The following is a 19,398-nucleotide window of genomic DNA, read 5'->3' on the forward strand; positions in this document are numbered from 1 at the left end:
CAGGAAAAATGGATGTCTGAGAAAGAAGAAGAACTGCAATCGCTTGATGAACTCGCTGCAGAAGCGGATGAGCCTGGTTTTGATCAAGCCGAAGCGACGTTCGACGAGATCGAGGCGCTCCGGGCCGAACGCGACGATTTCCGTGATAAATTTATGCGTGCGCTGGCCGATAGCGAAAATATGCGCAAACGGGCTGATCGTGATCGACGCGAGGCGGAAAATTACGGCGGCTCCAAACTGGCGCGGGATCTTTTGCCAGTTTACGACAATATGAAACGCGCCCTCGCCTCTTCCCAGGAAGGCGAAGAAAAAGTACCCGATGCGTTGCTTGAAGGGATCGAGCTGACCATGCGTGAGCTGATCAATGTATTCAAAAAGCACGGGATTGAACCAATCGAACCTGAAGTCGGTGACAGGTTTGATCCGCAAAAGCACGAAGCCATGTTTGAGGCACCTCTACCCGACACAAAGGCCGGAGATATCATCCAGGTATCCACGACAGGCTTTATGCTACATGATCGGCTGCTGCGCCCTGCGCAGGTCGGCGTATCATCAATGCCGGCTTCATGATAAACTCTCTGAAAGCAGGGGCTTTGCTCCTGCTTTTATCTTTGGGTACGGCTTTTGCGCAGTCCTACCCCGCTGACGTCGATCATTACATCAACGACTACGCGAACCTTCTGAATGATACAGAAGAAGACAGTCTGCGGGCTACATTGGACGAACTTTATCAAGAAACCGATATCGAGTTTACGGTTTTGACAATCCCACGGATGTCGCAATACGGCCATGACGGCAGCATCGAAACCTTTGCCACCGGGTTATTTAACACCTGGGGTATTGGTGACGCAGACCGAAATGATGGTTTGCTATTGCTGGTATCACGTTTTGATCGCGAACTCCGGATCGAGGTTGGTGCAGGCTACGGTGATCAGCTCAACGGTGCCATGCAGTACGTTATCGATAAGAAAATTGTCCCTCATTTTCGTGTAGATGACTATCCCGCAGGTATTGAAGCTGGCGTCACCGAAATCATCTACGAAGTCACCGGCCGCTAACCGGGCGAATATGACAGCTCTTGGCTTGTTCGGACATGGAATGGTCTGAAACGGGTCTTTGTCGGCCTTGGTTGGTGGTTGCTGGCCCCGGTTTTTGCCGCTTTTCCGTTTGTCGTCCGGCTTGTCCGGCGTATTCAACGCAACAGACCGCGCATCTGTCCAAATGATCGCAGCAAGATGCGTCGCCATCTAGAAGAATCCGAAGATGACGGCCTGTCCCCTGGTCAGCTGATGGAAGAGCAGCTGGAAAGCGTTGACTACGATGTTTGGTATTGTGACCACTGCGATCATATCACAATCGAGGCTTACCGCAGCTGGCTCTCTCGCTATGGTGCGTGTCGCGAATGCAAATTTCGAACGGTTTCTGGCAATAGCCACACCATCCGCGTGGCAACCTATTCTTCAAGCGGTTTGCGCCGGACAGACTACAGTTGCCATCATTGCAGTGCGCAATATTCGGTGACCCGTACGATTCCGCGAAAGACAAAAAGCTCATCATCGAGCTCAGGCAGCCGTCGCGGCGGTGGACGATCCAGTGGCGGTGGCGCTAGTGGGCGTTGGTGAGCCGTTAGATTCCAGCAGATTCGTTTGGACAGAACATCAGAGTTTGTCCCGCCAAGATGATGGCGGGACAGTGTGACGACTTAGAATTCGTAAGTCACACGTACACCGAATGACCGGCCGGGCTCATATAGCGGGATCAGGTCGTCAGAATCGACAAATTCTTGACCGTAGGTCGCGTGATCAGCGTATTGGGCATCAAACAGGTTGGCCACCTCGCCGCGCACTGTAAGACCTGTCAATTGGCGTGGCTTGTATTCAGCAAACGCATTAACGACTTCGTATTGTGGCAACGGTGATGCATCCGAACCAAAGTTGTACAGATCCGTCCGCTCAAGTGCGATTTGTGCATCGCCCCCTACTGTAACGCCGATGGCGTCAAAAGTATGGCCAACCTCAAGCACAATTTGTTCGCCGACTGGCGTTGTCAAATAGCGACCGGAATAACTATCCGCCTGGACGCCGTTAATTTCGCTGTTAATGTTTGCATAGCCGAATTTAACGAAACCTTGCGCCCATTTGTACTGAGCGCCCATCTCAAAACCTACTGATTCAAGATCGGATGTCGTCTCTGGGGTGCCTTGTGGGGTACGTGCATTCTCAATCACAGTACGAAAGACTTTGGCATCTAGTTCTAAAGCGCCAAGATGGGTAGCGGCACCGATGTAGATGTTTTCAGAGCGCGCGACTTCGATTTCATCCGGATAAACCCAACCAGTGTCCATGATAAAGCTCTCAGCCAACGCGATACCACCCCAGCCATGGGATACACCCGCGCTTAACGTGATTGTATCTGTGACATCCACGTCAGCGGCGACGTTAGAAGATGCGCCAACATTTTCATAAGATGTCCCATCGAGTCCCTCAAAACGCTGTGCGTCGATCCGAGCACCGGTCGATACCCGCGCACGGTCTGCCAGATCGAAACGACCTTGGGCGAAGAGACCAATGTTTTGCGCTAACTCTTCGGCAAAGAAGCCACCACCGCCAACTTCTTCGATGTTGACAGAGTCGCTGTAGAAGTCGGCACCGACGACAATCGTACCGCTGTCGATAGTGAACTCATTTTGCGCCTTACCAGTAACGCTTTCACTGGTGCCGCCAAATGTACCGAATGCACTTTCTCCGGTTTCCAATTCGGTTGTGTTATATGCAAGCTGAAGGAATGGTGCCCACAGATTGGTTGTATTGCCTCCGGTATAGGAAAGGACCAAGTTCTGCCGGGTTAGACCATAAAGCCGTGTGCTGGTTGCTCCAATCGTTCCCGCAAAGTCAGCTTGGAACGGCCGTTGTGCTGCATCTTCGACACGTTCATAGGACAGCTCAATTCTGCTGCCATCGGTGCCATTATAAGCAACCTTAGCCAGTCCACTTTCCAGTGACGTGCTGGAACCAAGGATCGTATCGCCATTCCCATCTTCCTGGACGTCACCATCGGCGACATTACCGAACACCAGATATTCAAAATTGCCATTCCGACCATACAGGGCAAGGTTTGCTGAAGCAGTCTCACCATTGCTTTCAAACCCGGTTGAGAAACGGCCGCCAAATGTTCGGCCTGGTTCCAAAAGATCATCAACGTCTTTGGTTTCAAATGCTATTGCACCGGCCAAGGCGGCCGGTCCAGCGTCTGCTGGTGCGACACCGGGATCGACCCGAACGGCTTTCAACAGTGTCGGATCAATATAGGTTGTGGCAGAATGGTGGAAAATCCGATTGTTCTGCCTAGCCCCATCAATGGTGACGTTCAGGTTATTTTCCTCAACACCCTGCACGTAGATTTTCTGTGAAACAGGAAGCGAGCTCCCAACTGAGATCGCAGCTTCGGTGCTAAATACATCTTGCAGATCGGTTGGATCGGTCCGTGTGAGATCTTCGTTGTCGATCCCGATTGTTGTTGTGGCGTCGGACCCAAGATAGATCGTCCCCAGAACAAATGGTTCGGTGGCCTGCGCATGGGCCATACCAGCGGTGAAGGTTGCCACGACACTGGCAACAAAGGCGTTCGTTTTCATTGCTATCCCCTAATTCGAAGTAGTGGGTAGCTAGTGAAACGATGGCTGCCTGGACTATCGGGCCTATTTCACCGGCTTTCAGGGATGGCAAGTCGCAGAGATCGGAAAAGCATCCTCACCGGTATTTATGTAAGTAGTGTTGCCCAAAATCCGCGTGGGTTGATTAGCCTTGAACAAAATACGGTAACCGCCGAATTTACAGTAAATCCCGTAGTTCATAAACAAGGGCAAGTGCCTCTTTTGGGGTCAACTCATCGGGCAAGACATCCTTCAATTTGTCTTCGACAGCAGAGCTTGGTTCTGGTGTCGTAACAGGTGCCGGCGTGGCTGCAAACAAAGGTAGATCATCAATGATCGCCTTACTGCTGGAACCGCCCTCTCTTTCGCCTTTTTCTAACGCGTCCAAAACGACCTTGGCCCGTTCCACAACAACAGGCGGCAGACCCGCCAACCGGGCGACTTGCACACCATAGCTTCGGTCTGCCGTTCCGCGTTTCACCTCGTGTAGAAAGATCACATCGCCTTCCCATTCCTTTACAGAAACGGTGGCGTTTTCCACGCCATCCAGCTTTGCTGATAGGGCAGACATTTCGTGGTAATGGGTGGCAAAGAGTGCGCGGCAGCGGTTCACATCATGTAAATGCTCTAGTGTGGCCCAGGCGATCGAAAGCCCATCATAGGTGGCCGTCCCCCGCCCAATTTCATCCAGGATCACCAAGGCGCGATCGTTGGCTTGATTCAGGATCGCCGCCGTTTCCACCATTTCGACCATGAACGTGGAACGGCCCCGTGCGAGGTCATCCGACGCACCGACGCGGCTGAAAATTTGACTGACGATACCAATATGCGCTTCATTCGCCGGAACAAAACTACCCATCTGTGCGAGCACGGCAAGCAAGGCGTTTTGGCGCAAAAAGGTCGATTTACCGGCCATGTTTGGGCCGGTTAGTAACCAAATAGATGCATCGGTCAGCCCGCAATCATTGGCAACAAATGGGGCACCGTCTTTTTGCAACGCGGCCTCGACAACTGGATGCCGCCCGCCCGTGATCTCAAAGGCGCGGCTGTCATCTACTTTCGGGCGGACCCAGTTTTCAGCGACGGCCAGATGGGAAAGTGCGGCAGCCAGGTCGATCTCGGCCAATGCCCGGGCCAATGCTCCCAAAGGACCGGCCTGCGCAATAATTGCCTCTGTTATGCTAGAATAGAGTCGCTTTTCGATCTCAAGAGCCCGCCCACCAGCATTCAATATCCGTGTTTCAATCTCGGATAGCTCTACGGTCGTAAACCGCACCTGATTGGCAGTCGTCTGGCGATGAATGAAGGTTTCACTTAAGGGCGCTGCCATCATTTTTTCCGCGTGGGTTGCGGTGGTTTCAATGAAATAGCCCAGCACGTTGTTGTGCTTGATCTTCAGCGACTGGACGCCGGACAGCTCTGCATATTGGGCCTGCATATTGGCGATCACAGACCGGCCCTCATCCCGCAGGGTCCGCACTTCATCTAGTTCTTCGTCGTAACCAGGGGCGATAAAGCCGCCGTCTCTGGCCAGTAGCGGCGGTTCAGCGATCAAAGCCTGATCGAGTAGATCTAGAAGCCGATCATGTCCGGTCAAATCCTTGGCGGCAGTCGACAGCAGGTTTGGCATTGCATCGGGCAGCGCCTCAGCCAATGAAATCGCCTGACCCAGCGTATTGCGCACTGCTGCCATATCGCGCGGCCCCCCACGATCCAGTGCGAGGCGGGACAACGCGCGATCCAAATCGTACACGCCGCGTAAATGGTCCTGGATATCGGCCGTCAATCGACTCTGTTCCACCAGAAAAGCAACAGAATCCTGCCGACCTGAAATGACAGACAATGTACAAGATGGCGAGGATAACCTACGCTCCAACAGACGCGCACCACCTGCCGTGACGGTGCGGTCGATGCAATGCAGCAGCGATCCTTGACGTCCACCACCGATGGCCTGCGTTAATTCCAGCGATTTTCGGGTGGCAGCGTCGATCTGCATGCCAGCCGATTGCCCTTCAAGAACGGGTGGTCGCAAAAGCGGCAAGTTTCCTTTTTGGGTGATCTCTAGATATTCCACCACGGCGGACATTGCGGCGATTTCTGGTCGGCCAAATTTGCCAAATGCATCGAGCGAACCGATTTTGTAGAGATTGCAAAGGCGCTTTTCGCCAGCAGAACTGTCAAATGCGGCGGCTCCCAAAGTGGTCATTGTGGCGCCGGAATCAGATACTAACCCGGCCCAATCAGCCTCTGATCCATCGACAACAATCAGCTCTTTTGGGGTCAATCGGGCCAATTCAGGGCCTAGCATGGTCCCGGGGCACGTCATGACGTGAAACGCACCGGTTGAAATATCGACCCAAGCTAACGCACCCTGATCGCGCACGACATGATAAGCCGCCAGGAAATTATGCCGGCGCGCGTCCAACAGTGAATCCTCGGTCAAAGTGCCGGGGGTGACCAGGCGGACAACTTCGCGTTTCACAACGGCCTTATATCCGCGTTTCTTCGCTTCGGCTGGGCTTTCCATCTGTTCGCAAACAGCAACGCGAAAGCCCTTACGGATAAGCGTCAGAAAATACCCCTCAGCCGCATGATGCGGGACGCCGCACATTGGAATTTCATTGCCCTCATGCTTGCCGCGCTTTGTCAGCGCGATATCCAACGCTTCGGCAGCTGCGACGGCATCGTCAAAGAACATCTCGTAGAAATCGCCCATACGATAAAACAGCAGCGCATCCGGGTGCGCTGCTTTGATTTCAAGATATTGTGCCATCATGGGCGTGACATTGGATTTAGCGGTACTCATGCATCCCCCCGGATCATCAGTGGCACATTAACAGGCCATGAAAGACGCGACACCCCGAAATGAATACGTTGCGAGCGGTACACCGAAACCGTTATGTCTGGGGTCGCAACCTTGGGGGGACACGATGCCGAAGACGAAACTGACGCGTGAAGACGCACTGCAATTCCATATGCACCCTGCCCCGGGCAAATGGGAAATCCAAGCGACAGTTCCGATGACAACCCAGCGCGATTTGTCATTGGCCTATTCCCCAGGCGTCGCCATCCCGTGCGAGGAAATCGCCGCCGACCCTGCAACGGCTTATGATTACACCAACAAGGGAAATCTGGTCGCCGTGATCTCAAACGGGACGGCGGTTTTGGGGCTTGGCAATCTTGGCGCGCTCGGCGGTAAGCCGGTAATGGAAGGAAAATCCGTCCTTTTTAAGCGTTTTGCGGATGTAAATTCGATTGATATCGAACTGGACACCGAAGACCCCGAAGAGTTCATCAAAGCGGTCCGTCTTATGGGCCCAACCTTTGGGGGGATTAACCTCGAAGATATCAAAGCGCCGGAATGTTTCATCATTGAACAAACCTTGAAAGAGCAGATGGACATCCCCGTGTTTCACGATGACCAGCACGGGACGGCGGTGATCTGTGCGGCGGGTCTGCTGAACGCGCTACACTTGTCGGGTAAGAAAATCGAAGACGTCAAAATCGTGCTCAACGGCGCCGGTGCGGCGGGGATTGCGTGTCTTGAACTGCTCAAGGCGATGGGCGCCAAGCATGACAATTGCATCATGTGCGACACGAAGGGCGTCATCTACCAAGGTCGAACCGAAGGGATGAACCAATGGAAATCGGCCCATGCGGCAAACACCAAGGCGCGTAGTCTCGATGACGCAATCAAAGGGTGCGATGTCTTTCTAGGGGTCAGTGCAAAGGGGGCGGTGACTCAGGAAATGGTGTCTAACATGGCCCAAAACCCTGTTATTTTTGCCATGGCGAACCCCGATCCGGAAATCACGCCCGAGGATGCACATGCCGTCCGCGAAGACGCGATCGTGGCCACAGGGCGCAGCGACTACCCCAATCAGGTCAACAACGTGCTGGGCTTCCCCTACTTGTTCCGGGGTGCGCTCGACATCCATGCACGCGCCATCAATGACGAAATGAAAATCGCCTGCGCCGAAGCTTTGGCCGCCCTCGCCCGCGAAGACGTGCCGGATGAGGTCGCAATGGCCTACGGCAAAAAACTGAGCTTCGGGCGCGATTACATTATTCCCACGCCTTTCGATCCTCGGCTTATCCACCGGATCCCGACAGCAGTTGCACAGGCGGGAATGAAAACTGGTGTCGCGCGGCGGCCCATTGTCGATATCGAAGCGTATGAGGCGAACCTCAAATCGCGGATGGATCCGACGCAATCGATCCTGCGCAGTTTGAATGCACGGGCGCGGGCCAACCAGTCGAAACTCGTCTTCGCAGAAGGGGATGATCCGCGCGTCTTGCGGGCTGCTGTGCTTTATCAACGCTCAGGCATGGGTAAGGCGTTGATTGTCGGACGTGATGAAGAGGTAAAGGAAAAACTCACAGCCGAAGGGTTGGCCGAGGCATTCGAAGAGCTGGAAATCGTCAACGCGGCGAATACGGCACATTTGGATACTTATAAGGATTTCCTCTATCAACGATTGCAGCGCAAAGGTTTTGATGGGCAAGACGTGCACCGGCTTGCCGCGCGGGATCGTCATGTTTTTGCGGCATTGATGCTCGCGCATGGGCATGCTGATGGCATGGTGACTGGCGCTACGCGAAAATCGGCGCATATCCTGGAACTTATCAATCACGTTTTTGACGCCGAGCCGCATGACGGGGCCGTCGGCGTGACTGCCGTCCTACACAAAGGACGGATCGTGCTGATTGCCGATACCTTGGTGCACGAATGGCCGGACGAGAATGACCTTGCTGATATCGCCGAACGTGGGGCTTTTGTGGCAAGGGAACTCGGGCTTGAACCACGGGTGGCGTTCTTGTCGTTTTCGACATTCGGTTACCCGGTCTCAGAACGGGCCGAGAAGATGCATAAGGCTCCCAAGGTACTTGATACCCGCAATGTCGACTTCGAATATGAGGGCGAAATGACAGTTGATGTGGCGATGAATGTTCGCGCACAAGAAAACTATCCATTTCAGCGCTTAACGGGACCAGCCAACGTGCTAGTGGTGCCTGCACGGCACTCGGCGTCGATCTCGGTCAAATTGATGCAGGAAATGGCGGGGGCGACTGTGATCGGTCCCATTCTGTCTGGGATAGGGAAACCTGTACAAATCTGCTCAACCGTTTCCACGGTAAATGATATTTTGAACATGGCTGTAATCGCAGCTTGCAAGGTGGACTGATGGCAATTTGGAATCTTGGATCAATCAACGCGGACTACATCTATTCGGTACCGCATATTCCGGCGCCAGGTGAAACGCTCAGTTCGACGAAGCGGCAGGCCTTTCTTGGGGGTAAGGGGGCAAATATGTCAGTTGCTGCCGCCCGTGCTGCGGCGCATGTGAACCATATCGGGGCCGTCGGTCCAGATGGCGGTTGGGCGGTTGAACGGTTGTTGGAATATGGCGTAGATATCCGCAATATCGCCGAAATAGACACTGAAACAGCCCAAGCTATCATCATGGTGGACCCCGGGGGTGAAAACGCGATTTTATTGCATCCCGGTGCAAATGCGGAAATTCCGCAAACCACGCTGCAAACTGCTATGGCCGAGGCGCAGACTGGCGATTGGCTGGTTATTCAGAACGAAACGAACCTTCAAAGAACTGCCGCTGCACTTGGTAAGCGGATGGGATTGCAGGTTGCGTATGCAGCAGCACCTTTTGATGCGGCGCGGGTACAGGCGGTTCTGCCACATCTTGATTTTCTGATCCTGAACGCGATCGAGGCCGAGCAGTTGCATAAGGCGACAGGTCAGTCGCCCAAGGATCTGCCGGTGCGCGATGTGATCGTTACACTCGGGGCTGATGGGGCTGATTGGTACGGCACGGGCGAAAAGGAACATTTCCCCGCGCGTCAGGTTGATCCGGTCGACACGACAGGCGCGGGGGATACGTTCACCGGATATGTGCTCGCTGGGCTGGACCGCGGAATGCCAATGGCACAGGCGATCAAACAGGCAACCAAGGCTGCCGCGCTAATGGTAACGCGGCCCGGAACGGCTGATGTCATTCCTGATCTGTCCGAGGTACAAGCGCTTCAGTGATCGGCAAAAATCGCGTCTTCACCCCATAACGCGGTTACACGGGCATCTCTGCCACACGCTTCGCGATAGAAAGTATAAGCCTCGGCCTGCGTTTTAACGCCGCGTCTGGTCACGACAAGTGTGGTGCCGCGATAGTAATCCTGATGAATGGGTTCTGCTGGATAAAATGGACCAGCTTCCAAAATTGCCGTGACGACCTGTTGTCCCAGCACCTCTTGCGCAACCAACTTTGCAGTCTCTGCAGCTGCATATTCGGCCGTATTAGAGACGAAAACAGCCGTACGGTAGCTATCGCCGCGGTCACAAAATTGGCCACCCGCATCGGTCGGATCGATCGAGCGGAAAAACGCATGTAATAATTGTTCGTAGCTTACAACATCCGCATCGTAAGAGATCTGGACAGCTTCATAATGGCCAGATCCCTTAAGCGTGCGATATGTCGGGTTTTCAGTTGTCCCCCCAGTATAGCCCGAGACAACCTCACGGACGCCAGGAACGGCTTCAAAATCGCTTTCAACGCACCAAAAGCAGCCGCCGGCAAAGATCGCGGTGTCGGCAGCGGTTTTGACAGGAACGATGATACTGAAGGTCGCAAGAAACCATTTTAACATCTGATCACGCTCCGAAACTTTCGAAACAGCGTAATCAGATGATCAATGCGTTGCAATTCACCCCAAGGTATCAGTTTTTGGTTTTTCTGTTCCGTGCCGCCAGCAATTTCAAACGCAAGGCGTTCAACTGGATAAAGCCTTGCGCATCAGACTGATCGTATGCGCCCATATCATCTTCGAATGTGACATGTTCTTCAGAATAAAGCGTTTCATCCGACCAACGGGCAACAGTCGTAACCGAGCCCTTGTACAGTTTCACCCGAACAGTGCCGGACACATGTTCCTGGCTCTTGTCGATCAGGGCTTGCAGCATTTCGCGTTCAGGTGAGAACCAGAAACCATTGTAGATCAGCTCGGCATAGCGCGGCATGATGCTATCCTTAAGATGCCCAGCGCCGCTATCAAGCGTGATCTGCTCGATCCCGCGATGGGCTTCCAACAGAACAGTGCCGCCGGGGGTTTCATAGACGCCGCGGGATTTCATACCGATAAAGCGGTTTTCAACCAGATCAAGACGACCGACGCCATGCTTTCCGCCCAGCTCATTCAGCTTGGTTAGGATCGTGGCTGGTGACATCATTTCACCGTTAATGGCAACAGCATCGCCACGCTCGAAGGTAATTTCGACCATTTCGGGTGTATCAGGGGCTGCTTCAGGGCTGACTGTGCGCTGGTAGACATGTTCCGGCGCTTCTTCGGCGGGGTCTTCCAGAATTTTGCCCTCAGATGAGGTATGCAGCAGGTTCGCGTCAACGCTGAAAGGGGCCTCGCCGCGTTTGTCTTTGGCGATGGGGATTTGGTGCTTTTCAGCAAAATCGATCAGCTTGGTGCGGCTGCCCAGATCCCATTCACGCCATGGGGCAACAACCTTAATCTCAGGGTTCAGCGCATAGGCGGCCAGTTCAAACCGGATCTGGTCGTTCCCCTTGCCTGTCGCTCCGTGGGACACGGCATCGGCGCCTTCTGCGGCAGCAATCTCAACCAGCCGCTTGGAAATCAACGGACGCGCAATGGATGTGCCCAGAAGATACAGACCTTCATAAAGCGCGTTCGCACGAAACATTGGGAAAACGAAATCGCGGACAAATTCTTCGCGCAGGTCCTCGATATAGATGTTGGTTGCACCCATCATCTCGGCCTTTTTGCGGGCAGGTTCCAGCTCTTCCCCTTGGCCAAGATCGGCGGTGAAGGTGATCACTTCGCAATCATACTCAGTCTGCAACCATTTCAGGATGATCGAAGTATCCAATCCACCAGAATAGGCGAGAACAACTTTTTTCGGGGCGGTCATGCGCTGGGCCTTTGCATCAGATATATCCTAAGCCGGGCGATACCGCTTTTCAGAAGGCGGGGCAAGGATCAGGCCATCATAGAGCTTTCCGGTAGTTTGCCTGCGCCATACAACCTTAGATTTATCAATGTGGATTTTGGAACAATCGGGGGAACGGAACAGCTGATTTCCCCATGAAAGCAGCCGCCTTCATGCCCATTTTCTCAGTGGGGCGCACAAAGACGAAGGACCAAAGGAGAAACAGAAAATGCTGGCTGCGAGACTTAGAAGTGTATCAAGCGTCGTGAATATGGCGCTATTGATTTTGGTGGGATGTATGGCCGCAGCGGCTGTGATCTATACAGTCATTTGCCTTTTGGGTCTGGCCCCTTGGCTTGAATTCACAGCTGTGTTTGGGGACACGGTCTTGCCGCAAGCAGGACAGTTCTTGCAGATCGTTGGTACGCTTATATTGATCCTCTTTGCGTCATTTCTGCCGTCCAGCGCCAAGATCAATCAATTGCAGAATAGCCATCGCGCGTTCCACCTGAAAATGGACGATGTGACGCGCGCTTATCATGCGGCTCATGCCGCAGATCGCTCGGGCATGTTTACACTAAAATCAGAATTTGATGCCGTACGTGAACGACTTGCATTTCTACGGGATCACCCAGAACTTGGAAATCTGGAAACAGATATCATGGAAATAGCTGCGCAGATGAGTCAGCAGTCACGTGATCTCGCGCAAATCTATTCGGATGAAAAGGTTGATCGGGCGCGCATGTTCTTGCGCCAACGCCAGCAAGAGGCGGAACAGCAAAAGGCGCGTATTGAACAAGCGTTGCAGGATTGCCGTGAAATCGAAAAATGGGCAGCCGAAGTAGACATGGAAGAAAGCATCGTTGCGTCGCGCCTGTCTCAGCTCGAGGCGCGGGTCGCCGAGGTAATGCCGACACCGAACGCGCCCTTCGGTGGTGCAAATGTCTATCCAATGCCACATGGTATTCCAGCAGAATAAAGGGCGCCCTGACCCCAGACTTACGGGGTGACCCAATATGCGCACTCATTTTGGTTTGCTAATATGCTGAAGTGAGGTACCGTGACCTACGGCCTCGCTTGGGCCACCGCCCCTCACTTCGGAAAGCACTGTCGTGCGGAGCCAATGGATGTGACCACACTCTGACGGGCGCGGGCATAAGGGGGGATTGCACCATGTCGCTCGTCCTGAGAAGGACACGAAAATGCAGCTTTCTGCACCTATCTACCTATTAAAACATCAGGCCAAGAGACTGGCGCGCGCAGGCAATTTGCCACTTCATAAGGCGTTGGACCAAGTGGCCAGCCGCGAGGGGTATCGCGGATGGAGTCATCTTACCGCTTCGGCCCAAACCGGCCCGGCCGAAGCGGTGATGCGGCATCTGACACCCGGCACCCTGCTGGTCCTTGCCGCGAGGCCGGGCCATGGCAAAACGCTGCTTGGGTTAAAACTGGCAAGCGAGGCTGCGCGACTTAACCGTCGGGGCTTTGTCTTTACGCTGGATTACCACCACCGGGATGTCGAAGGTCGGCTGACCGATATTGGTGTGACGGGTCACAATGGTCTGACCGTTGATACCTCAGACGGGATTTGCGCGGATCATATTGTTGATCAGATTTCAAAACATACCGCGCCCGCGCTGGTCATTGTCGACTACCTGCAGCTTCTGGATCAGAACCGTCGTCATCCCCACTTAAACGATCAGCTGGGCGCGCTGCGCCAATACGCAGATCAGACCGGCACCATCTTTGCCTTGATTTCCCAAATCGACCGATCTTTTGATCTAAGCGGCAAAGAAATACCGGATATCACTGATCTGCGTCAGCCGAACCCATTTGAGACGGATCATTTCGATGCAGCTTGTTTCCTGCATAACGGGCGACTTAACGTCACATCGCTAAAGGCCGCCCCATAGCATCGCGGGGTTGAGCCTAGCAGAAGTCCAGCGGGTATCCGACCGCTCAAATACCGGCCCCGGCCAGAAACGTCGCGTCTCCGTCATTAAACAGCATGGCGAGGGCCGTCTCGCGATGCGCCCAAATCGCGGTGTGGTCTGGCTCGGTCGGCTCGGCCAATCGGCGCACCGGAAAGGCCTGATAAATGTGGCAGATTTTTTCTGCCCATTTGTCGTATTCAGGCATATAGGCAAACCGCCGAAATACGCCCAGACGGCGCGGGCGGGTGATGCTCCAACCGGTTTCCTCGAATACTTCGCGGTGCAAGGCTTGCACCGGGCTTTCACCCGGATCGATCCCGCCGCCAGGCAGTTGAAATTCGTTATGAATTCCGCCCTGCCAGGTCAGCAAAACCTGATCCCCACGCAGCAAAACCGCATAGGCCCCATGCCGTACCTTGTATCGCTGACCGCTTTTGGGCGTCTCGCCATACCGTTTGATCATAGCTTATCCCCTTGGACCCGATCTTGCCCCGCTTATATAGGCGCGGTATGCCAGCCCTGTACATGTAAGGAAAGCCTATGAGCATCGGCAAAATCGCTTGGGATGATACTGTCCTGCCGTTTCAACTGGACGCCTCGGATATCCGTGGGCGCGTGGCCCGTTTGGATGGGGTGCTTGAACAGGTGCTGGCCCAACACGACTATCCGCCGGTGATTGAGGCATTGGTCGCTGAAATGGCCCTGCTGACTGCGTTAATCGGCCAGACGGTCAAGCTGCGGTGGAAACTGTCTTTGCAAGTCCGCGGCTCAGGTGCGGCCCGACTGATTGCCACCGACTATTACGGTCCCACCGACGAAGGCGCCCCTGCGCGCATCCGTGCCTATGCGTCCTATGATGCAGATCGGTTAGAGCCCGAAGGCGAAGGTTTCCCGCAAATCGGTGACGGGTATTTCGCAATTCTTATAGACCAAGGCGAAGGCATGACCCCTTATCAAGGGATCACCCCAATCGCCGGTGGTTCACTGTCGGCCTGTGCCCAGACATATTTTGCACAATCCGAACAAATCCCAACCCGGTTTGAGCTGACCTACGGGCGTTCACAGCAACCCGGCGAAGATGCGCATTGGCGGGCAGGCGGCGTGATGTTGCAGCACATGCCCAAAGCCTCACCCCATGTATCGGGTGAAGGCGGCAGCGGCGAAGGTGGGTTGATCGAGCCGGCTGATATCTTGGCCAATGATGAGGGCGAAAACTGGTCCCGCGCCAACATCTTGCTTGATACGGTCGAGCAACTAGAACTCATCGGCCCATCCGTGGCGCCAACGGATCTGCTGGTCCGTCTGTTCCACGAAGAGCAACCTCGGGTCTTTGACGCGCAAGCGATCACATTTGGATGCAGCTGCTCTGAAGACAAAGTGCGGCAAAGCCTGTCGATCTATTCAGCCAAGGACATCAGCACCATGGTGACGCCCGAAGGCACCGTGACAGCAGACTGCCAATTCTGCGGCGCCCATTATGTATTTGCACCCGAAACGCTCGGGTTTGAGGCAAAGGAACCCGGTGCCTGATCTTACCCAAAGACTGCAGGATGCATTGTCGCAATCAGGCGATGCATCCTCTGACTTTGACCTCAATGATGATGTGCGCGTGCCCGATCACGCGCTGACGGCAGCGTCCGTTTTGATAGGCATTCGGGCGGAAACAGAGACTGTTATTCTCACAAAACGCTCTGCGCGGCTCAAACACCACCCCGGGCAAATCGCCTTTCCTGGCGGCAAGCAAGATCCTGGTGATGCAGGGCCGATCGATGCGGCTTTGCGTGAAGCCCAAGAAGAAATCGGATTGCCCCGACATCAAGTCGACATACTTGGCGCGCTGCCCCCGCACCAGACTGTGACAGGCTATCAGGTAACACCGGTACTGGCACTCGTGAACGGGGGGTTTGATCCGACCCCAGAAGCTGGCGAAGTCAGCGAAGTGTTCGAAGTACCACTGCGGCATGTCACTTCACCTCAGATGTTCCAGATCGAAGGGCGACGCTGGCAAGGCCGCAAACGGCACTATTATGCCGTGCCTTACGGACCCTATTACATCTGGGGCGCCACAGCCCGCATCCTGCGCGCACTGGCAGAGCGTATGACATGATCCAGCTCACCGCATCCTGGCTGCAAGATCGGGCATCGCAACAAGTTTGCGCATTGTTGACTGATGCAGGCTATCAGGCCTGGTTTGTTGGGGGGTGCGTGCGCAACGGATTGCTGGGTGTGCCTGTGGCCGATCTAGACCTCTCGACCGACGCACATCCCGACCAGGTCACAGCCCTTGCCAAAGGCGCCGGACTTAAGGTGATCCCAACAGGGATCGCGCATGGAACAGTCACTATTCTTGCGGAAAACACGCCATTTGAGGTGACAACATTCCGGCGTGATGTCGCGACAGATGGGCGGCGGGCAACCGTCGCCTTTGCCGATAACATGACGGATGACGCGCGTCGTCGGGATTTCACGATGAATGCCCTCTATGCTGATGCGCAGGGTCAGATCGCGGACCCACTTGGGGGCTTACCGGATCTTCAGGCGCGGCGGATCCGGTTTATCGAGAACGCCGATCAACGGATCAAAGAAGACTACTTGCGCATACTGCGGTTCTTTCGGTTCTACGCATGGTACGGTGACGCCAGTGCCGGTATCGACCCCGATGGGCTTGCTGCGTGTGGCGCAAATGTCGAAGGGTTGCAGCAACTATCGGTGGAACGGGTGACCAGCGAGCTTCTGAAACTGCTTGCTGCGCCTGATCCAAGCCCTGCTGCCGCGTCAATGGCATCGACGGGGGGCTTGCGCAGATCCTACCTGGCGCAGAAACGGGCGCGCTTTCCGTGTTGGTGTATCTCGAACAAATGGGTGGCCTCCAGTCAGATGCAATCCGGCGGCTCGCAGTTTTGGGGGGTAACCCGGTGCAGGCGCTGCGCCTGTCGAAAGAACAAATCAAACGTCTTGAACAGATTGAAACGCAGATATCGCATGCCGAGGCGGCATATCGATTTGGGGCTGATGTCGGGATGGACCGTCTGATGATCGAAGCGGCCTCGCTGGGGCACGAAATAGACACTAACCTTGCCAAAAAGGTACAACATGCGGCCAATCAGACCTTCCCGCTAAAAGCGGCTGATCTGATGCCGGGACTGCAGGGTGCTGCGCTGGGCAAGGCGCTGAAAGCGGCCGAGGCACGCTGGATCGCGTCCGGCTTTTCACTGACAAAGGCCGAACTTCTTGAATGAATTTCTACCGCTTTTCGGGTTCGTTTTTCTGGGGCTATTCTCACCAGGGCCGAATGTCATCCTTCTAACAACATCAGGTGCACGGTTTGGTTTCAGCCGAACAACACCGCATATCCTTGGGGTGGCCTTTGGGGTAGGTATAACATCCGGCGTTACTGGCCTTGGGCTTGGGGCATTGCTGCAAACGCTGCCAGAACTGACGTTGATCCTGAAAATGGCGGCGGCTGGGTGGATCGTCTGGATGGCCGTGCAGCTATGGGGCGCGGACCCGGCGCAGTCTAAAGATCAGGAAAGGCCATTTACTTTTCTAGAGGCGGTTTTGTTCCAATGGGTGAACCCCAAAGTATGGGCTGTGGCATTCAGCGCGATGGCTTACGTGCCAGCAATGACGCCTCTGGGGCAGGCTGTGGTGTTAGGTGCGACATTCTCGGGGTTGAACCTTGGCGTTTGTCTGTTCTGGACGTCGACCGGAACGGCTTTGTCCTACCTTTTAACCAACCCAGGCATTTGGCGGCTCTTTATGCGCATCATGGCGCTTGCATTGGTTTTGTTTCCGGTTTTGGTTTTTCTTTGAAAAGAACCTCGTTATGCTTACGGCATAGTTCCCTCTTCGCTTCTGGCCTCTGATTGTGCGATTTCGCCGGCGCGATGATGTTTTTGTTGGATGATGTCGTTAGCGTTCTAATTTCAAAGCCAAGACCGCCCGTTATTTTGCAGGCAAACAACATCTACGGCCAAAAACGTGCCGTAAGCAGATAGGCAGGCAAGTCATGCAAGTCGAAACATGGATTGATCCGTTTAAGCGGGCTGATGGACCGCCGCCGCACACGCTGCTCGCCTTTCTGCGCTGGGCGATGTCGGGCGGGTTCAAAGTTATTGGTATTGCCGGTCTATGTTCATCTTTTGCGGGCATGTTAGAGGTCATGACGGCAGTGATCCTGGGCTGGGTCATTGATGCGGCATTGTCATCCAACGTCGATGGGTTCTTCTCAACCAATAGCTTGATGCTGATCGGCGTCCTGATGTTTTTCATGATCTTGCGGCCGCTATCCTTTGGGGTGTCCGGTGTGATGCAATCGGTCGGCATGGCGCCTGCGTTGAACAATCTGATCTTGTCGCGCCTGCATCGGCACACAATTGGCCAAGCTGTCGCATTCTTCGACAATGATTTCGCCGGGCGGATTTCGCAAAAGCAGATGCAAGCGGCGCGGGCGATGACCGAACTGACCGTCGATATGATCCATACAATCGCCTTTGCGTTGGCGTCTGTGGTGGCCTCTGTGCTGCTGCTTTTTACAATCGATATGCGTTCTGCGGTACTTTTGGCGGTCTGGGTGCTGGCCTATGTTTGGGTGATCAAGTTCTTCATGCCGCGCGTGCGTAAGCGGTCCAAGGCGCGGGCCGCTGCACGGGCTATGGTGACGGGTCAGGTTGTCGACACGATCACTAATATCAAAACGGTCAAGCTTTTTGCCCATGATGACCACGAAGACCGGGCCGCAATCGATGCGATGCACAGCTACTGGACGACCGCTGTCAGCTGGGGCTGGATGGCCGCCAGTTTCCGTTTTTCCATGATGTTGCTTGGTGGAGTGCTTCCAGTCATTTTGGTCGGTGCTACACTGTATTTCTGGACAACGGGCAGCGCGACAGCCGGTGATATCGCGGCAGCCGGTGCAATTTCCCTGCGCCTGGCCCAGATGACGGGCTGGGTCAGTTTCACGATCATGGGCATGTATTCGAACGTGGGCGAGATTGAGGATGCAATTCGCACGCTCAGCCCGGCCCATGCGCTGACTGATCGTCCGGATGCAAAGCTGCTAGAGGTGCCGCATGGCGCAATCACGCTGGATAAGGTTAGTTTCAACTATGGCGGCGGGCCGGGTGGGCTGTCGGATGTCTCGCTTGATATTGCGCCGGGCGAAAAACTGGGGCTTGTCGGTGCGTCGGGCGCGGGTAAGTCGACGCTGGTTGCGCTACTTTTGCGCCTTTACGACACCGAAGAAGGGCGCGTGCTGATCGACGGGCAAAATGTGTCCGCGGTCACGCAAGAAAGCCTGCGCCGCCATATTGGGATGGTCACGCAGGAAACGGCCATGTTCAACCGGTCGGCGCGGGATAACATCCTTTATGGCAAACCTGACGCCAGCCAGGATGAAATCGAAGCCGCTGCGACCCAAGCCGAGGCGCATGAATTCATCACGACGCTCAAGGATTTTAACGACCGGACAGGGTATGAGGCGCATCTTGGCGAACGGGGGGTCAAGCTATCGGGCGGCCAAAGGCAAAGGATCGCGATTGCGCGGGCGATTCTGAAAGATGCGCCTATTCTTGTGCTGGATGAAGCGACCAGCGCGCTCGATTCCGAGGTCGAAGCCGCTATTCAAGCCGCGCTTGAAAAGATCATGGCGGGCAAAACGGTGATCGCTATCGCCCACCGTCTGTCAACCCTGGCGCAAATGGATCGTATCGTCGTTCTTGACGCGGGGCGGATTGTAGAACAAGGAACACATGCTGATCTTCTGGCGGCAGGCGGGCTTTATGCCCGGTACTGGAACCGGCAATCAGGCGGTTTCATCAATGTAAAAGACGCTGCGGAATAAC

At 54.7% G+C, this 19,398-nt stretch carries 15 protein-coding genes and 1 pseudogene; 11 read left to right on the forward strand and 5 right to left on the reverse strand.

Going from position 1 to position 19,398, the window contains the following annotated elements; translation table 11 throughout:
- The first annotated feature begins 12 nt into the window (after positions 1-12).
- Positions 13-570 (forward strand): nucleotide exchange factor GrpE, encoded by a 558-nt coding sequence (locus AABB29_RS06315; protein WP_341367739.1) that lies wholly within the window; start codon positions 13-15, stop codon positions 568-570.
- Positions 571-593: 23 nt separating this feature from the next.
- On the forward strand, positions 594-1,058 hold the full coding sequence (locus tag AABB29_RS06320) for a TPM domain-containing protein (RefSeq protein WP_341367738.1): 465 nt from the start codon (positions 594-596) through the stop codon (positions 1,056-1,058).
- A gap of 644 nt (positions 1,059-1,702) precedes the next feature.
- Here the strand turns inward: AABB29_RS06320 and AABB29_RS06325 are convergent.
- Positions 1,703-3,634, reverse strand: coding sequence for a TonB-dependent receptor domain-containing protein (locus AABB29_RS06325; RefSeq protein WP_341367737.1), 1,932 nt, complete (start codon positions 3,632-3,634; stop codon positions 1,703-1,705).
- A gap of 196 nt (positions 3,635-3,830) precedes the next feature.
- The gene (gene mutS / locus AABB29_RS06330) at positions 3,831-6,458 is read right to left on the reverse strand and encodes a DNA mismatch repair protein MutS (protein WP_341367736.1); all 2,628 of its coding nucleotides are present in this window, start codon (positions 6,456-6,458) and stop codon (positions 3,831-3,833) included.
- 124 nt (positions 6,459-6,582) lie between these two features.
- On the opposite strand from mutS, the gene AABB29_RS06335 reads away from it, so the two are divergent.
- Entirely contained in the window at positions 6,583-8,838 is a 2,256-nt protein-coding gene (locus tag AABB29_RS06335) for an NADP-dependent malic enzyme (protein ID WP_341367735.1), read from the forward strand.
- On the forward strand, positions 8,838-9,701 hold the full coding sequence (locus AABB29_RS06340) for a ribokinase (RefSeq protein ID WP_341367734.1): 864 nt from the start codon (positions 8,838-8,840) through the stop codon (positions 9,699-9,701). Before AABB29_RS06335 ends, AABB29_RS06340 begins: the two co-directional genes overlap by 1 nt.
- On the opposite strand, the gene msrA is transcribed toward AABB29_RS06340, so the two are convergent.
- Together msrA and AABB29_RS06350 are read right to left on the reverse strand one after the other, a co-directional pair.
- A complete protein-coding gene (msrA, locus tag AABB29_RS06345) occupies positions 9,695-10,312 on the reverse strand; it encodes a peptide-methionine (S)-S-oxide reductase MsrA (protein WP_341367733.1) in 618 nt (205 codons plus the stop codon). The two genes, AABB29_RS06340 and msrA, sit on opposite strands and share 7 nt — an antisense overlap.
- Positions 10,313-10,382: 70 nt before the next feature.
- Positions 10,383-11,627 carry an argininosuccinate synthase gene (locus AABB29_RS06350; RefSeq protein WP_341368996.1) on the reverse strand — a complete coding sequence of 415 codons (1,245 nt, stop codon included), beginning with the start codon at positions 11,625-11,627 and terminating at the stop codon, positions 10,383-10,385.
- 223 nt (positions 11,628-11,850) lie between these two features.
- Between AABB29_RS06350 and AABB29_RS06355 the strand changes: the two genes are divergently transcribed.
- Both AABB29_RS06355 and AABB29_RS06360 read left to right on the forward strand, forming a co-directional pair.
- Positions 11,851-12,600, forward strand: a complete 750-nt coding sequence (locus AABB29_RS06355) for a DNA repair protein (RefSeq protein WP_341367732.1) — start codon at positions 11,851-11,853, stop codon at positions 12,598-12,600.
- Between the two features lie 223 nt (positions 12,601-12,823).
- Entirely contained in the window at positions 12,824-13,534 is a 711-nt protein-coding gene (locus AABB29_RS06360; protein WP_341367731.1) for a DNA helicase, read from the forward strand.
- Positions 13,535-13,580: 46 nt separating this feature from the next.
- On the opposite strand, the gene AABB29_RS06365 is transcribed toward AABB29_RS06360, so the two are convergent.
- The gene (locus AABB29_RS06365) at positions 13,581-14,018 is read right to left on the reverse strand and encodes an NUDIX hydrolase (protein ID WP_341367730.1); all 438 of its coding nucleotides are present in this window, start codon (positions 14,016-14,018) and stop codon (positions 13,581-13,583) included.
- 77 nt (positions 14,019-14,095) lie between these two features.
- Between AABB29_RS06365 and AABB29_RS06370 the strand changes: the two genes are divergently transcribed.
- From AABB29_RS06370 to AABB29_RS06390, 5 genes and pseudogenes are all read left to right on the forward strand, one after another.
- Positions 14,096-15,085, forward strand: a complete 990-nt coding sequence (locus AABB29_RS06370; protein ID WP_341367729.1) for an Hsp33 family molecular chaperone HslO — start codon at positions 14,096-14,098, stop codon at positions 15,083-15,085.
- The gene (locus AABB29_RS06375; protein WP_341367728.1) at positions 15,078-15,662 is read left to right on the forward strand and encodes a CoA pyrophosphatase; all 585 of its coding nucleotides are present in this window, start codon (positions 15,078-15,080) and stop codon (positions 15,660-15,662) included. The genes AABB29_RS06370 and AABB29_RS06375 overlap by 8 nt, the downstream gene beginning before the upstream one ends.
- A pseudogene (locus tag AABB29_RS06380) lies at positions 15,659-16,794 on the forward strand (CCA tRNA nucleotidyltransferase). The gene AABB29_RS06375 and the pseudogene AABB29_RS06380 overlap by 4 nt, the downstream one beginning before the upstream one ends.
- Positions 16,787-17,368, forward strand: coding sequence for a LysE family translocator (locus AABB29_RS06385; RefSeq protein ID WP_341367727.1), 582 nt, complete (start codon positions 16,787-16,789; stop codon positions 17,366-17,368). Before AABB29_RS06380 ends, AABB29_RS06385 begins: the two are co-directional and overlap by 8 nt.
- A 196-nt stretch (positions 17,369-17,564) precedes the next feature.
- A complete protein-coding gene (locus tag AABB29_RS06390; protein ID WP_373636830.1) occupies positions 17,565-19,397 on the forward strand; it encodes an ABC transporter ATP-binding protein in 1,833 nt (610 codons plus the stop codon).
- Position 19,398 lies beyond the last annotated feature (1 nt).

It is taken from the genome of Yoonia sp. BS5-3 (assembly GCF_038069655.2).
GTDB classification, from domain to species: domain Bacteria; phylum Pseudomonadota; class Alphaproteobacteria; order Rhodobacterales; family Rhodobacteraceae; genus Yoonia; species Yoonia phaeophyticola.

Bases quoted from the DNA above. Each gene is read 5' to 3' on its own strand.
- msrA (WP_341367733.1), bottom strand. From the start codon at position 10,312: ATGTTAAAATGGTTTCTTGCGACCTTCAGTATCATCGTTCCTGTCAAA.
- AABB29_RS06335 (WP_341367735.1), top strand. From the start codon at position 6,583: ATGCCGAAGACGAAACTGACGCGTGAAGACGCACTGCAATTCCATATG.
- AABB29_RS06365 (WP_341367730.1), bottom strand. From the start codon at position 14,018: ATGATCAAACGGTATGGCGAGACGCCCAAAAGCGGTCAGCGATACAAG.
- AABB29_RS06370 (WP_341367729.1), top strand. From the start codon at position 14,096: ATGAGCATCGGCAAAATCGCTTGGGATGATACTGTCCTGCCGTTTCAA.
- AABB29_RS06390 (WP_373636830.1), top strand. From the start codon at position 17,565: ATGCAAGTCGAAACATGGATTGATCCGTTTAAGCGGGCTGATGGACCG.
- mutS (WP_341367736.1), bottom strand. From the start codon at position 6,458: ATGAGTACCGCTAAATCCAATGTCACGCCCATGATGGCACAATATCTT.
- AABB29_RS06315 (WP_341367739.1), top strand. From the start codon at position 13: ATGTCTGAGAAAGAAGAAGAACTGCAATCGCTTGATGAACTCGCTGCA.
- AABB29_RS06340 (WP_341367734.1), top strand. From the start codon at position 8,838: ATGGCAATTTGGAATCTTGGATCAATCAACGCGGACTACATCTATTCG.
- AABB29_RS06360 (WP_341367731.1), top strand. From the start codon at position 12,824: ATGCAGCTTTCTGCACCTATCTACCTATTAAAACATCAGGCCAAGAGA.
- AABB29_RS06325 (WP_341367737.1), bottom strand. From the start codon at position 3,634: ATGAAAACGAACGCCTTTGTTGCCAGTGTCGTGGCAACCTTCACCGCT.
- AABB29_RS06355 (WP_341367732.1), top strand. From the start codon at position 11,851: ATGCTGGCTGCGAGACTTAGAAGTGTATCAAGCGTCGTGAATATGGCG.